This window comes from Paenibacillus vietnamensis (genome assembly GCF_020169515.1).
Classification (GTDB): Bacteria; Bacillota; Bacilli; order Paenibacillales; family Paenibacillaceae; genus Pristimantibacillus; species Pristimantibacillus vietnamensis.
In genome coordinates, this window is sequence record NZ_JAHMHW010000024.1 from 1 (window position 1) to 13,996 (window position 13,996).

General features: G+C 49.2%; 16 protein-coding genes, 1 rRNA gene and 1 riboswitch. Of the genes, 15 read left to right on the plus strand and 2 right to left on the minus strand.

Annotation, left to right across the window (positions count from 1 at the left end; translation table 11 throughout):
• Window positions 1–109: 109 nt before the first annotated feature.
• A 5S ribosomal RNA gene (gene rrf, locus KP806_RS25085) occupies window positions 110–226 on the plus strand.
• 227 nt (window positions 227–453) lie between these two features.
• Here the strand turns inward: rrf and KP806_RS25090 are convergent.
• On the minus strand, window positions 454–984 hold the full coding sequence (locus tag KP806_RS25090) for a transposase (protein ID WP_224726498.1): 531 nt from the start codon (window positions 982–984) through the stop codon (window positions 454–456).
• A 243-nt stretch (window positions 985–1,227) separates the two neighbouring features.
• Here KP806_RS25090 and KP806_RS25095 point away from each other — a divergent pair, with 243 nt between their 5' ends.
• The 10 genes from KP806_RS25095 (at window position 1,228) to rsmI (ending at window position 8,790) form a co-directional block, all read left to right on the plus strand.
• Window positions 1,228–1,419: a sigma factor G inhibitor Gin gene (locus tag KP806_RS25095; protein WP_224726499.1), complete on the plus strand. Its 192-nt coding sequence runs from the start codon at window positions 1,228–1,230 to the stop codon at window positions 1,417–1,419.
• 111 nt (window positions 1,420–1,530) lie between these two features.
• Entirely contained in the window at window positions 1,531–3,045 is a 1,515-nt protein-coding gene (locus tag KP806_RS25100; protein WP_224726500.1) for an aminotransferase class I/II-fold pyridoxal phosphate-dependent enzyme, read from the plus strand.
• Window positions 3,046–3,150: 105 nt separating this feature from the next.
• Window positions 3,151–3,807 carry a dTMP kinase gene (gene tmk / locus KP806_RS25105; protein WP_224726501.1) on the plus strand — a complete coding sequence of 219 codons (657 nt, stop codon included), beginning with the start codon at window positions 3,151–3,153 and terminating at the stop codon, window positions 3,805–3,807.
• A gap of 75 nt (window positions 3,808–3,882) precedes the next feature.
• Window positions 3,883–4,212: a cyclic-di-AMP receptor gene (locus tag KP806_RS25110; protein WP_224726502.1), complete on the plus strand. Its 330-nt coding sequence runs from the start codon at window positions 3,883–3,885 to the stop codon at window positions 4,210–4,212.
• A gap of 16 nt (window positions 4,213–4,228) precedes the next feature.
• Window positions 4,229–4,672, plus strand: a complete 444-nt coding sequence (locus tag KP806_RS25115; RefSeq protein ID WP_224726503.1) for a YaaR family protein — start codon at window positions 4,229–4,231, stop codon at window positions 4,670–4,672.
• A gap of 21 nt (window positions 4,673–4,693) precedes the next feature.
• Window positions 4,694–5,671: a DNA polymerase III subunit delta' gene (gene holB / locus KP806_RS25120; RefSeq protein ID WP_224726504.1), complete on the plus strand. Its 978-nt coding sequence runs from the start codon at window positions 4,694–4,696 to the stop codon at window positions 5,669–5,671.
• Between the two features lie 3 nt (window positions 5,672–5,674).
• A complete protein-coding gene (locus KP806_RS25125; RefSeq protein ID WP_224726505.1) occupies window positions 5,675–6,478 on the plus strand; it encodes a PSP1 domain-containing protein in 804 nt (267 codons plus the stop codon).
• Window positions 6,479–6,538: 60 nt separating this feature from the next.
• Complete coding sequence (locus tag KP806_RS25130; protein WP_224726506.1) at window positions 6,539–6,946, plus strand: initiation-control protein YabA; 408 nt, start codon at window positions 6,539–6,541, stop codon at window positions 6,944–6,946.
• A 297-nt stretch (window positions 6,947–7,243) separates the two neighbouring features.
• On the plus strand, window positions 7,244–7,912 hold the full coding sequence (locus KP806_RS25135) for a tRNA1(Val) (adenine(37)-N6)-methyltransferase (RefSeq protein ID WP_224726560.1): 669 nt from the start codon (window positions 7,244–7,246) through the stop codon (window positions 7,910–7,912).
• Window positions 7,909–8,790, plus strand: a complete 882-nt coding sequence (rsmI, locus tag KP806_RS25140; RefSeq protein WP_224726507.1) for a 16S rRNA (cytidine(1402)-2'-O)-methyltransferase — start codon at window positions 7,909–7,911, stop codon at window positions 8,788–8,790. The genes KP806_RS25135 and rsmI overlap by 4 nt, the downstream gene beginning before the upstream one ends.
• Window positions 8,791–8,944: 154 nt before the next feature.
• Here rsmI and KP806_RS25145 read toward each other — a convergent pair whose 3' ends face one another.
• On the minus strand, window positions 8,945–9,199 hold the full coding sequence (locus KP806_RS25145) for an AbrB/MazE/SpoVT family DNA-binding domain-containing protein (protein WP_028609554.1): 255 nt from the start codon (window positions 9,197–9,199) through the stop codon (window positions 8,945–8,947).
• A 270-nt stretch (window positions 9,200–9,469) separates the two neighbouring features.
• Between KP806_RS25145 and KP806_RS25150 the strand changes: the two genes are divergently transcribed.
• The 4 genes from KP806_RS25150 to rnmV all read left to right on the plus strand — a co-directional run bounded on the left by KP806_RS25150 (window position 9,470) and on the right by rnmV (window position 13,996).
• A complete protein-coding gene (locus KP806_RS25150) occupies window positions 9,470–10,768 on the plus strand; it encodes an HD domain-containing protein (RefSeq protein WP_224726508.1) in 1,299 nt (432 codons plus the stop codon).
• 15 nt (window positions 10,769–10,783) lie between these two features.
• On the plus strand, window positions 10,784–11,557 hold the full coding sequence (locus KP806_RS25155; RefSeq protein ID WP_224726509.1) for a TatD family hydrolase: 774 nt from the start codon (window positions 10,784–10,786) through the stop codon (window positions 11,555–11,557).
• Between the two features lie 183 nt (window positions 11,558–11,740).
• Window positions 11,741–11,925: riboswitch (cyclic di-AMP (ydaO/yuaA leader) on the plus strand.
• 251 nt (window positions 11,926–12,176) lie between these two features.
• On the plus strand, window positions 12,177–13,325 hold the full coding sequence (locus KP806_RS25160) for a ubiquitin-like domain-containing protein (RefSeq protein WP_224726510.1): 1,149 nt from the start codon (window positions 12,177–12,179) through the stop codon (window positions 13,323–13,325).
• 122 nt (window positions 13,326–13,447) lie between these two features.
• Entirely contained in the window at window positions 13,448–13,996 is a 549-nt protein-coding gene (gene rnmV / locus KP806_RS25165; RefSeq protein ID WP_318153811.1) for a ribonuclease M5, read from the plus strand.

The window sequence follows — 13,996 nt, forward strand, 5'->3', positions numbered from 1 at the left end:
GGGCTTATCCTATAACGTTTGCTTGGTCCATACAACCGGCAGACACCAACAAAGGCTTTCAGCAGCCTGATCTTTCGTATCCGGTTTTCAGCGTGCAATCCACGCTACGTTTGGTGGCGATGGCGGAGGGGAACCACGCGTTCCCATACCGAACACGACCGTTAAGCCCTCCAGCGCCGATGGTACTTGGACCGCAGGGTCCTGGGAGAGTAGGACGTCGCCAAGCACGGGAAGCCTGTCGCAGTTATGCGGCAGGTTTTTTGTTGTGCTTGAATCGGTCCGCACTCTCCCGGGGAGAGTAACTGAACCATGATCGAAGTCACTCGTGAAGCAGGCCCGGCTTAAGCACAGGAAGCCAGTCGCATGCGATAAGTTTTTGTAGCATATCAGTCATTTCTTTATAATAAAAATAGGCCTTAGAAGCTCGCTAAAAAGCTCAAAGGCCATATAGGCTCACCGATGATAATAGGACGCTTCACGTGATTGAAGGCGTAATATGCCGTCTTTCTTTTCGTTTCGGAACGAAAAAGAAAGCAGAAGGCGAGGGATAAGCAGCCATAAATGCCAGGTAACCAGACTGATCATGAGCGTTTCCTTTACCCATGGATAAAGAGCGGCAATGGCGCATAAACCAATCCAGAAGAGATGCCTGTGAACCCGGCGGAATAGCAGCAGCTTGATATCGTTAGCGGGCTTAAAGCCGATCCACGGGGGAGTGATCCGCCATACCCATTTTCGATCTGCTGCTTCGTCTACCCGAATAAAGGTTAAAAGTATAATGGCGATATGGATCACCTGTATGACTGCAAATCCGAATAACCAAGAAAACAGCCCGTCCATTTGATACATGAGCAGCTGAAAGGCCAGCAATATTGCCGCAACAAGCAGATGGCTTTGAATGAGCTCGGGCCGGATCAGCTTTCGCTTTACAAGCTGATATTGATAAATCGTTGCATTTTTTTGCTCGGATAACGTTTGTCGCATGCAAAACGCTCCCTCCCGTAAATGTCGTTCATACTTTCGATTTGTTACTCGATAACTATATCGGTTTTCGAATCGGATTTATCCAGAGCGAATTGGAACATTTTCAAAACGCAAGTCACCATTAGCCCATTTGTTGCATAGGATATATAAATATTTGAAATGGGCTATGAAACAAGTATAAAAAGATAGATTTTATGCCATAATAATAGCTATATAGGATTGTAAGAGAAAGTGGTGAAAGTAATGGACAATAAACTCGAGCATCAATGCGTCATTTGCGGAGAGCAAAAGTCCGAAGGCGAAGGAATCCGGATTATTTCCGGGTTTATATGCGAACCCTGTGAGATGGAAATGGTACGGACGGATGTAAGGGATGACAAGTATCCTTTTTTTATCCATCAGATGAAACAAATCTTTTTGGAGAAAAACGCTTGAGCGGCTTCTGAATCATGAAGCTGCTCTTTTTTTGTGCATTCTTTTTAGTACAATAGATAGTAAATCCAAACGGATGATGTCAGACATGCAAGGAAAGGAAAATCTTATATAATGAAACCTTTTTATTCGCCTGTATTAAATGCTCTGGTCAGTCACGCCCGGAGATCTCCCGTCAGCTTCCACGTGCCAGGCCACAGTTATGGAGGGGCGATGGAGCTCCAGCTTCCGGTCAGCGCTCCTGACATACAGCCTGCGGATTGGTTCAAGTCGATTATGAAGCTGGATGTAACGGAGCTTTCCGTCACCGACGATTTGCACCATCCCGAGGCATCGATAAGGGAAGCTCAGCAGCTGGCGGCGCGTACCTTCGGGGCGGACGAGACTTATTTTTTGGTGGGCGGCAGTACGTCTGGAAATATCGCGCTGCTCTTAACATTATGCGGTCCAGCGGATTTAGTCATTTTGCAGCGAAACGTACATAAGTCGATCATAAACGGTTTGAAGCTGGCGGGAGCGACTGCCGTTTTTTTAACTCCGCAAACGGAGCCCTTATCCGAGCTTTCAACGGTCCCTGCGCTCGAGCAATTAGAGGAAGCGCTCAAAAAGTATCCTGATGCGAAAGCCGTTGTATTATCCAATCCTAATTATTACGGCATGGGTGTGTGTTTAAAGGCTTATGCGAAAATGGCCCACCGCTATAATAAACCGCTTATCGTGGACGAGGCACATGGTGCTCATTACGGCTTTCATCCACTGCTGCCGCAGTCGGCATTGGCTGCCGGAGCAGATGCTGTTGTGCAATCCGCCCATAAAACGCTGCCGACACTAACGATGGGGGCCATGCTGCACGTGCAGGGAGGCCGGATAGACAGAGCCGCATTAAGAGAGCATCTGGCTATGATCCAAAGCTCAAGCCCATCATTTCCGCTTATAGCGTCCATTGATATTTCCCGAGCAATGATCGACTCTCTGGGAAGCGGAATGTTTGAGCAGGCTTTGGCAGCTGCAGCTGCTTTACGAACATGGCTGAACCTGCGCTCTTGTTCAATACAAGAAGCGGAAATTTCCGATGAATACCTGGAAAACGGTCACGTTTATAGGGATCCTCTTAGATTAATAATTTTCGACAGAAGCCGAAAGTTGTCCGGCTTTGATCTGCAGCTGCGTCTAGAAGAGTATGGATGTTTTACCGAAATGGCCGATCCGCGTTATGTGGTGCTTTTATTCGGCATAGGAGCAGCGATGGAGGATTGTCACAGGCTACAAGAAGCAATTGAGGGAATTGTAAAGGAATGCGGCATAGAGGATGTCCTTATGCACAAACAGGACGCAGCCCCAGCCCCGGTAGACAGGAAACATGTAGCACCGGAGCTATCGGAGCCTGTGCCGTTCACAAGAGAACGGTTCAAGAATGTCCCGACCGAACGCGTCGAACTCCGACATTCCGAGCATCGGATTTCGGCTGAGATGGTTACTCCCTATCCCCCCGGCATATCCGTCTTATATCCAGGGGAAATGATATCACGAGAAGCAATCGACAAAATCACCCGTTTATCGGCAGCAGGCGCCAAGTTCCAAGGTTCGGCAGATTCTGCGATGGAGACGATCGCCGTTTATTGCGTTTGAGATGACATATAGAATGAAGCTGCGTGAAAGCGATTGTGTATGTACAAACAGGATGCTAAGATAGAGGAACGAATCATTAACTTATATGTTAGGAGAAGCCTAAGCTTGAAACAGGGGATTTTCATTACAATAGAAGGCGGAGAAGGAGCAGGAAAATCTACACTGATTGAGCGCCTCTCGAATATGATGCTTGAGCGGGGCAAATCAGTGCTGACGACAAGAGAGCCCGGCGGCATTCCGATTGCAGAGCAGATTCGATCCGTTATTTTGGACAAAGCGCATGTGACAATGGATGCGAGAACGGAAGCCTTGCTTTACGCGGCTGCCCGCAGACAGCATCTGGTGGAAAAGGTTGTGCCGGCGCTGCAGCAGGGGCAATTCGTCATCTGCGACCGGTTCGTCGACAGCAGTCTCGCTTACCAAGGTCATGCTAGAGGGCTCGGTATGGACGCCGTTTGGGAAATAAACCGTTTTGCGATCCAGGAGCTCATGCCCGATCTGACCATTTATATGGATGTGACGCCGGAGACCGGCCTTTCCCGGATATCTCAAGCTGCGGAGAGAGAGGTTAACCGGCTTGATTTGGAGCAGATGTCGTTTCATGAGAAAGTAAGGGAAGGATACCACCTTTTATTGGAAAAGTTCCCGGAGCGAATCGTGTTGATTAATGCCGAATTAGGTCCGGAACAGGTATATCATGACGTATTAAACGTAATCGAGCAGCGATTTGCAGGATTTTTTGCAACCGATGTCAAACTTTAAGGGATAGGCTTTTTTATTCACGAACAGCCGAACACCTCAATAACCTATTCTAATAGTAGTCAAGGGGGAATGAAGATGAAATTAGTAATCGCGGTTATTCAAGATAAGGATAGCAACCGGTTGTCTAACGCTTTGGTTCGCGAAGGCTTTAGGGCGACAAAGCTTGCGAGTACCGGCGGATTTTTGCGGGCGGGAAATACGACGTTTATGATCGGAATAGAGGATGAGCGGGTACACGAGGTGCTCCATGTCATCAATTCCAATTGCAAAGTGCGCGACCAATTGGTCACGCCGGTATCCCCGATGGGCGGATCTACGGATTCCTATATTCCGTTCCCGGTTGAAGTGCAGGTCGGCGGTGCAGCCGTATTTGTCGTTCCGGTCGAACGGTTTGAACATTTCTGAACGGGCGTGACCACTCATGAAAATTGACCATGGCCTCCGGCCGCTTGGGCAAAGCCGCACAAGCAACGATTCGGGCTCCAGTAAAGTCCAGCCGAAAAATTTTGCCGATGTGATGGTTCAGCAGGATGCGATCCGCACCCGGGAACAGCTGCAGCAGAAGCTGCAGGACATTCACAGGCAGGGCGAGCGGCTGGCCAGGACGATGACCGTACGCGAGCTCAAGCTGTACCGTCAAATGGTTAAGCAGTTTCTCGAGGATACGGTCCGCCGCGGCGTGGTGCTGAAGGAAGTCAAGGGCTTCGACCGCAGGGGGCGCATCAAACGATACAAGCTTCTCGATGAAATCGATGCCGCACTCGTTACTATGGCGGAAGATCTGCTGGACAGCGAGCAGGGCAGAATCGAGCTGCTGGGCAAGATCGGCGATTTGCGGGGCTTGCTCATTAATTTGTTGTTTTAACGAAAGAAAGGTAAGAACGTTATGAGCCTTGAACAAGTGTCTGGACAATGGAAAGCGCAGCGGATATTGAAGCATGCTCTGCAAAGCGGTAAAATTTCACACGCCTATCTGTTCAACGGTCCGTCCGGAACGGGCAGGATGGCGATGGCTCGGGAATTTGCCAAAGCGTTATTTTGCACGTCGGGCGGAGTTGAAGCTTGCGGGGAGTGCCTGGAATGCCGAAAATTCGAGCACGGCAACCAAACCGATCTGACGGTCGTATCACCGGACGGGCAATCGATAAAAATCGACCAAATCCGCGAGCTTCAGCGCGATTTCTCTTATCGCAACAGCGGTACGAAACGCAAAGTATACATGATCGAGCAGGCGGATAAAATGACGCTGCAGGCTGCCAACAGCCTGCTTAAATTTTTAGAGGAGCCGTTATCGCCTGTCGTTGCGATTTTGCTGACCGATAACGGACAAGCCGTACTCCCTACGATTCGCTCGCGCACGCAGTGGGTTCCTTTTCTTCCTATGCCGCCTGAAAGCATGCTCAAAGTGCTTGTTGCGGAAGGCGCACCGCAGGCGCTGGCGAGAGCAGCCGTTCATCTGACCTCCGGTCTGGACGGAGCTAGGCAATTTCTCCAGCAGAATCAATTTGCAGAAATCAGAAACCTAGTGATACAATTAGGCAAGGAGAGTTTGACCCGATTCACCGCGGCGATGATCACTGCCCAGCAGCAGCTTTTTAAGACGGAATTGGTCGAGCATATTCAATTGCTGCTGTCGTTATTGGTTTTATGGTTTAAAGATATGATTCAGTTCCAGGCCGGAAGGCAGGATAATATCGTTTTTATAGATCAGTTGGAATGGATAAGCAAGCATGCTTTTCACCGGTCTGTGGCAGGATGGGTGCAGGGCATCGAGCATACGCTCGAAGCGGGCAAGCGTATGCGTGCAAATGTTGCGCCTCAGCTCGCATTTGAGCAACTATTGGTTAAGCTACAGGAGGGCTAATCCTTGTATAATGTCGTCGGTGTTCGCTTCAAGAAAGCGGGCAAGATCTATTACTTTGATCCGGTCGACCACCCCGTAGACAAAGAACAACACGTGATTGTCGAGACAGCGCGGGGAATCGAATACGGTAAAGTGGTGGTGGGACAGAAGCAAGTCGGTGAATCGGATGTCGTCCTTCCTCTTAAGAAAGTGATTCGTATTGCCAGCGATGTGGATGCGAAGGTTGTCGAAGAAAATCGCACCGCAGCTAAAAATGCATTTGTCACTTGCCTTGAGAAGATCAAAGGTCACCAGCTTCGCATGAAGCTCGTTGACGTGGAGTTTACGTTTGACCGCAACAAGATTATTTTTTATTTTACGGCAGAAGGCAGAGTCGACTTTCGGGAGCTGGTGAAGGATCTGGCCAGTGTATTCCGGACCCGGATCGAGCTTCGCCAGATTGGCGTAAGGGACGAAGCGAAGATGCTCGGAGGCATTGGACCTTGCGGCAGGGTGCTTTGCTGCTCCTCGTGGCTGGGGGATTTCGAGCCTGTGTCGATCAAGATGGCGAAGGATCAGAACCTGTCGCTTAACCCTACGAAGATTTCGGGATTATGCGGCCGGCTTATGTGCTGCTTGAAATATGAGCATGACAATTACGAGAGCGTCAGGGAAGAGCTTCCGGCCGTCGGCAAGATTGTTATTACCTCGTATGGTGAAGGTAAAGTGACCGGCCTGAACACATCCGCCAAAAGCGTGTATGTGCAACTATTCGATCTACCAGGTAAACCGAAAGAACTGCCGCTCGATGACGTAGTGATCAAGTAAAGGCAGGGTGCGTTCTCACGGGTGAGGCAGCACTCACGCTTGAAGCTCTGGGGTGGAAACTTGGAGAATAAAGATATATTCGTAAAAATGGACGAGATGGACAAGCAGGTCGGCGTGTTTCACTCCGAATTGGTCGCCTTGAAGCAGAAGGTTAAAGAGCTGGTTGAAGAGAACATGCGCCTGAGCGAGGAGAACGACCAGCTGCGTCAGCTGTTTAGAAGGGAAGCCGAGCTGAAGCGGGGCAAGGAAGCGAACCTTGCTCCGCCTAAGCGGAAGCATGCGGCCGTAAGCCAAGCCGTGGCGGCTGCCGTCGAGCAGACTTTCACGGATACGGGTGCAGCTGTCGGAGAAGGTCACGATAATCTGACTCGGTTGTATCACGAAGGATTCCACATCTGTAACGTATATTACGGACATTTGCGGACGGAAGGTGACTGCTTATTCTGTTTATCCTTTCTAAATAAATAGCGGAATTCGAATGACATGCCGTCCTTGCCGCAAAGGGCGGTATTTTTTGTTATTATAGAAAGAGGAAAGTCATCATTAATCGTCAAGCGTAGACGGCTGGCGCTACGCATGAACCGTTAGCTGCATCTTTACGCAGCTCGGTTCTGTGCCATCCTTTGGCGGTAAAAGCTCGTTTCGCGTTGAAATAGAAGTCATTTATATACTCAAGTTTATAAATTCTTATATTTTGGAAAAGGAGCTTTCATTCACGTGTCAGAACCAATAATTATTGCTGAAAATGAGCGGTTGGACGACTTAATGACGGATTCCGGGCTAAAAATAATACAAAGCCGCGACGTATTCAGTTTTTCGCTGGATGCAGTGCTGCTCTCGCGGTTCGCAAAGGTGCCGAAATACGGGCGGATCGTAGATCTTTGTTCGGGCAACGGGGTGATCCCGCTGCTGCTGTCCGACCGGACGAAAGCAAGTATCGATGCGGTCGAAATCCAGCCGCGTCTGGCCGATATGGCGAGAAGAAGCGTAGCGCTTAACGGGCTGTCCGAACAAATACGGGTTATTGAACAGGATTTACGTGTGTACAAGCAGCTTGCCGGTAATGGTGTCTATGATGCGGCTACCGTCAATCCTCCCTATATGCCCGTAACGGCCGGGGACAAGAACGAGAATGAGCACTATGCGATCGCCAGACACGAAATTCATTGCACGCTGGAGGATGTGGCGGAGGCATGCTCAAGGCTCGTACGCCCGGGAGGGAAAGTTTCGATGGTGCACCGCCCTTCAAGACTGCTGGATATTGCAGAGACGCTGCGCAAATGGCGCCTGGAGCCGAAACGGATCCAGTTCGTTCACCCACATGCCGGGGCCGAAGCCAACATGATATTAATCGAAGCCGTTCGGGATGGGAAGCCTGATATTAAGCTGCTTCCGCCGATTATGGTTTATGAGAACGGGGTACAGATCGTATGAATGTACAAAAGAGCTTTTCGCAGGATGAGCGGTCTAAGTTAGGCTGCCTGTATTTGGTCGGTACGCCGATCGGCAATTTGGAGGATATGACCTTCCGCGCCATTCGAATATTAAAGGAAGTACAGCTTATCGCGGCGGAGGACACGAGACAAACCAGGAAGCTGCTGACGCATTTTGAAATTGGTACGAGAACGGTCAGCTACCATGAACATAATAAAAAAGCAAGCGGACCGGAGCTGATCCGGCTGCTGCTGGAAGGCCAGTCGATTGCGCTGGTCAGCGACGCCGGTCTTCCGGCCATTTCCGATCCGGGCGCCGATCTGGTCAGGGAAGCCGTCAGCCACGATATCCCGGTCATCCCCGTACCAGGAGCTAATGCGGCCCTATCCGCTCTGATCATGTCAGGTCTTCCTACGGAACGTTTCTTGTTCGCGGGTTTCCCGCCGCGCGAGCGGAAGGTGCTCTCGAAATGGCTGCTTGAGCTGAAGCTGCAAAAAGAAACGTTGATTTTCTACGAATCTCCGCACCGGTTGGTGAAAACGCTGGAAGTGATGGTGGAAAGTTTGGGAGACCGGAACATCGCCTGCGTAAGGGAACTGACGAAGAGGCATGAGGAAGCGGTGCGCGGACGGATATCCGAATGCATGGCATGGTTCGGTGACAATCCGCCGCTCGGCGAGTTCTGCATTATTATAGAAGGAATAGATCAAGAGACGTTCGATGACAATGCGCAGGAAACGGCTTGGTGGTCGGGGCTGGATCTCGAAGCCCATGTGGCTAGTTATGAGGAGCAGTACGGCCGTAAGGAAGCAATTAAGAAAGCGGCTCAGGATCGCGGGTTATCGAAGCGGGACGTATATAATGAAGTAAACCGGTAATAATGCGCTTGTCCGGCGGGAAGAGGATGGATGGCTAGATGGTCATTATAAAAAAAAGGACCTTCCTGGCCGGGTTCTAGCGCAGGAAGGCATCAAGGAGTTTATAAAAAGGTTAGAATTAACAATTGGATAAGTACAGTATAACCTATTTTTTTTATTTTGTCACAGGTGTAGGCATCTCAGATAGACAAATATGGCAAACAATTTTTCCTTTGAAATAGGAAACGTTCTCTGCATTGCCGCAGAAGATACAAGCCGGCTCGTATTTCTTCAGCATGATGCGCTCGCCGTCTACATAAATTTCAAGGGCATCTTTTTCGCCAATACCGAGTGTACGGCGCAATTCGATCGGAATAACAACGCGTCCAAGCTCATCGACCTTACGAACAATTCCTGTAGATTTCATCATAATCTATCATTGCCCCTCTCCAAAATGTGTTTCGCCATCGTTCGACATAATTCTTACTTTTATGATTATTATAATACCAACCATTACCAAAATAGTCAACTGGAAAATAGCTTGAAATCACTGGTATTATGGGGCATTTGACTAGATAATAGGGTCATATTACTCTGTAATAGAATACAACAGCTTCGACAATTTGGAAACTGAAATACGACACTATTCGACATTCTTCATAAGATTGTGTCGAAACCATGAACAAAGGAGATGAGAGCAATGAAGGAACAGCTGACGGAAGAGAAAGTTTTCAAGGATCCCGTACATCATTACATATATGTCCAGGATCAGACTATTTGGGATTTGATCAATACAAATGAGTTCCAGCGTCTAAGGCGGATCCGGCAGCTCGGCACCTCTTATCTAACCTTCCATGGCGCGGAGCACAGCCGGTTTTCGCATTCGCTCGGCGTATACGAAATTACGCGCAAAATCATATCGCAATTCGAGCGGAACGGTTACCCGGATTGGCCGGTGGGAGAGCGGCTGGTTTCGCTGTGCGCCGCCCTTCTCCACGATATCGGTCATGGACCGTTCTCTCACTCCCTGGAGGAGGTATTCGACACGGATCACGAGGAATGGACCTGCAAAATCCTGCTGGAAGATACCGGAATCAACCGTGTTCTCCGGGAGGTTTCCGAGGACTTTCCGGACAAAGTGGCAGCGGTCATTCAAAAGAAGTATCCGCAGCCGATCGTCGTAAGCCTTATCTCCAGCCAGATGGATGCCGACCGAATGGATTACTTGCTGAGAGACGCTTATTTTACCGGTGTGAATTACGGAACGTTTGATTTGGAACGCATTCTGCGCGTACTCCGGCCGCATAAAGGGCAGATTGTAGTGAAGGAAAGCGGCATGCATGCCGTCGAGCATTATTTGATGTCCCGCTATCAAATGTATTGGCAGATTTACTTCCATCCTGTTACCAGAAGCTCAGAGATCATTTTACGACAAATATTTCGTAGAGCGCAGGAGCTTTATGTGGGTGGCTATGTATTTGAGTGGATGCCAGCGCCTCTAAAGGGGCTTCTTCATAACCAATTATCGGTCGATGATTATTTGAAATTGGACGAAGCTCTTGTTCAGACGGTATTTATGCAGTGGCAGGAGGAGAGCGATCCTCTGCTTAGCGACTTGTGCGACCGGTTCTTAAACCGTAAGTTATACAAGTACGTAACCATCGAAAATCCGGATGAAACGTTACTTAATGAAATAAGCGAATGTTTTTCTTCTATTGGAATGAATCCGGATTATCACATGGAAATCGACTTTCCGTTCGATTTGCCGTACGACGTGTACCGCCCAGATAAAAAAGAAGGCGAAAAAAGAGAAAAAGCGCCGATTTTGTTGTTACTTGGAGAAGATGAAATAAGCGAAATATCTGCGAAATCCGACATTGTTCGCTCAATTACGGGTCTGCATCAAGGCCAATATCACTTGTATTATCCGGAGGAGCCGCTAAAGGAGTCGGTTCATCTGCTAAGCGAACCTCTAAAAAAATTGTTTAAATTAGAATAGGAGCCTGATACCGATATGACATTATTGTTCGATACTCATACACATCTCGATTCGCATAAATTCGATCAAGACCGGGAGAGCGTAATTGCACGGGCGCGGGAAGCGGGCGTCCACACTCTTCTAAATATTGGATTTAACCGCGAGACGATTCCAACGACAATCGCGCTCACCGAGAAATACGATTTTATTTATGCAGCGGTAGGCTGGCATCCGGTAGACAGCATCGACATGCGGCCGGAGGACCTCGAATGGATCGAGCGCCTGTGCGCCCATAAGAAGGTGGTGGCTATAGGCGAAATCGGGCTTGATTACCACTGGGACACTTCCCCGAAGGAGGTTCAGCAGCGCGTATTCCGGGAACAAATCCGGCTCGCCCGCAAGCTTCAAATGCCGATCGTCATCCATAACCGGGATGCTCACGAGGACATCGTCCGGATTCTGAAGGAGGAACAAGCGTCCGAGGTCGGAGGAGTCATGCACTGCTTTTCCGGCAGCTGGGAGACGGCCAAGCAATGTCTCGATATGAACTTCTACATTTCGTTCGGGGGGCCTGTCACTTTTCAAAACGCAAGGGTTCCGAAAGAGGTTTTGAAAAGGGTTCCGCTCAACCGGATTTTGATCGAAACGGATGCTCCGTATTTGGCTCCTCACCCATTCCGGGGCAAGAGAAACGAATCTGCATATGTGACTTTAGTCGCAGAGACGGCAGCCGAATTATTAGGTAAAACGGTGGAGGAAATCGGTGCAATCACGACAGAAAACGGTAAAAAATGTTTTGGTATTGTCTGAGAACGGCTGAAATCACGAGAATTAAAGACCTTTATCAAGAAAAAACTGTTTTTTAACTCGTGAATCGCTTCATTTTTCCGTCTTAACCAGACTTTTTCGCTAAAATCGTCTTTTATCGTATCTTTACAATTCACCACGTATGAGGGTATGATTCATTTCAGAGCATAACATTATGTATTGGATTTCCAGTTTGCGCTTAATCTCCGAATAGGGAGAGCGGGGGAACCAAATGCGGTTGACGAATCGCATTTAGAATTTTATTCAGGGGTGAATTTCGAAAGCTTTGCCATGAGCAAGGTGCATCGATTAGGGCGACTCTCTTGCCCGAACCCGTCAGCTAACCTCGTAAGCGACCATAGAGAGCGATCAACCTCGTGCATCCATTTTTTCTGTATCCCAGAGTATTAAGTTACCAGGGAAGCCACGAAACAGATCCTCTGTCGACGGCTTCTTTTTATTTTCGAATATTCGGAAATCGGTCGACATAGGGTTAGAAAATGGAGGTGGGAGGTCGGAGAGTAGTTCTGGATTGCGTGCCTGCACGCCAATATACTAATAGTCGCGTCAGTTGGATCATGCGTCACACTTGGCGGCGGGGCTATGAAGGAGGACCGAAGAAGTGGGACTACTCCAGGTTAAGGACACCCATGGGAAACGATCATCCAGCATGTCTTTCGCATTGCGATGGAAGCGTGAAAACTTGCGTTTGATACTTTTAAGTGCTGCTATCTCAATCGCTATGACTTTCATGTTTTTGGTGTTGTTGTACGGAACGGCTGTCAAAAGCGTCTCCGTAGTAGTGAACGGACAAGAAACCGTTGTTGAAACCAAACAATGGGTCCTGCAACGCCTACTGGATGAACAAGCTATCACAATTGGACCACATGACGAGGTATCCGTCCCGCTTAATGCGGCAATTAAAGACGGTGATCGAATCGAGGTTAAACAGGCGATTCCGGTCATTGTGAAGGCTGATGGCAAGACATCAACGGTGTACACGACAGAAAGAACAGTTAAAGCAGCGGTAGAGGAATTAAATATTTCGATACGTAGTCAAGATAAAGTAACGCCTGCGCTTCAAACCAAATTGGATCCGCAGCAGACAGTAACCGTTGTACGTGTAGATACGCGAGTATCGGAGACGGAGCATAAGGTTCCGTATTCTATCGTGAAGAAGAATGACCCGACGCTGGAGGCCGGCAAAGAAAAGCTCGTGCAGACCGGCAAGGAAGGCGTTGTCGTTGAACAAATCGAGAAGAAATATGAGGACGGCGTCCTCATTTCGAAGAAGTCGGTCAGCAAGGTTGTGGAAACCGCTGCCGTCAATCAGGTAGTCGCGATCGGAACGAAGAAGCCGGCACCGAAAGTGACGGTGCTGTCGAACTCCGCCCCAAGCGTGAAGACATTGACCAAACGGGGAGTCACTTTTAAAGCGAAGAAGGTATTGAAGAACGTTACGCTTACCGCTTATTCCGCTGGCGTAGCTTCGACCGGCAAGGATGAGAGCCATCCTTTGTACGGGATTACCGCTTCCGGCACCCGTGTTCAAGAAGGCCGCACTATAGCCGTAGATCCGAAGGTTATTCCGATCGGCTGGTGGGTCTATATAGAGGGAATCGGCTTCCGCCGCGCAGAGGATAAGGGCGGTGCCATAGACGGCAACAAAATTGACGTCTATTTTGACAGCACGAAGACCGCAATGAAGTTTGGCAGGAAAAAGGGAATTACCGTTTATGTCCTTGGTCCGAATAAACCGACTGCCAGCTAATAGAACAGGTTATTATTAATTTATTTTAAGAAAGAATTAAATATGCCATTATAAGAAGAGGCACTGCCTCTTCTTTTTGCATGTTGTAAAGCGAAACAAGCAAGCGGAAAGGAATGAACCGGGTGATCAAGGAGATCATTGTTGTAGAGGGGAAAGACGATACGGCTGCGGTGAAGCGGGCCGTCGAGGCGGATACGATCGAGACGAACGGATCGGCTATCGGGGAGGATGTGCTGAGGAGGATTGCACTCGCGAACGAGCGGCGCGGCATTATTATTTTCACGGACCCCGACCATGCCGGCGAGCGGATCCGGAAAATCGTGGCCCGTCACGCTCCAGGGTGCAAGCATGCTTTTTTGCCGCAGGAGAAGGCCTTATATAAAGGGGATATCGGGATTGAAAACGCGAGTCCGGAGGCTATCCGGCAGGCGCTGTCCGAGCTCCGTACCGAATCCGCAAGCGAGACCGGCGAAATCAGCTGGGAGGATTTGATGGAGGCGGGTCTTATCGTTCATCCCGATGCCGCGAATAGGAGGCTTCTGCTCGGTAAGCTGCTTGGGATCGGTTATGCGAACGGAAAACAATTTTATAAGCGCTGCACCAGCTTCCGCATCTCGAAAGAGGAATTTATGGCTGCGCGCAAGCAGATGGAAGAGAAATTGGGGGAATAG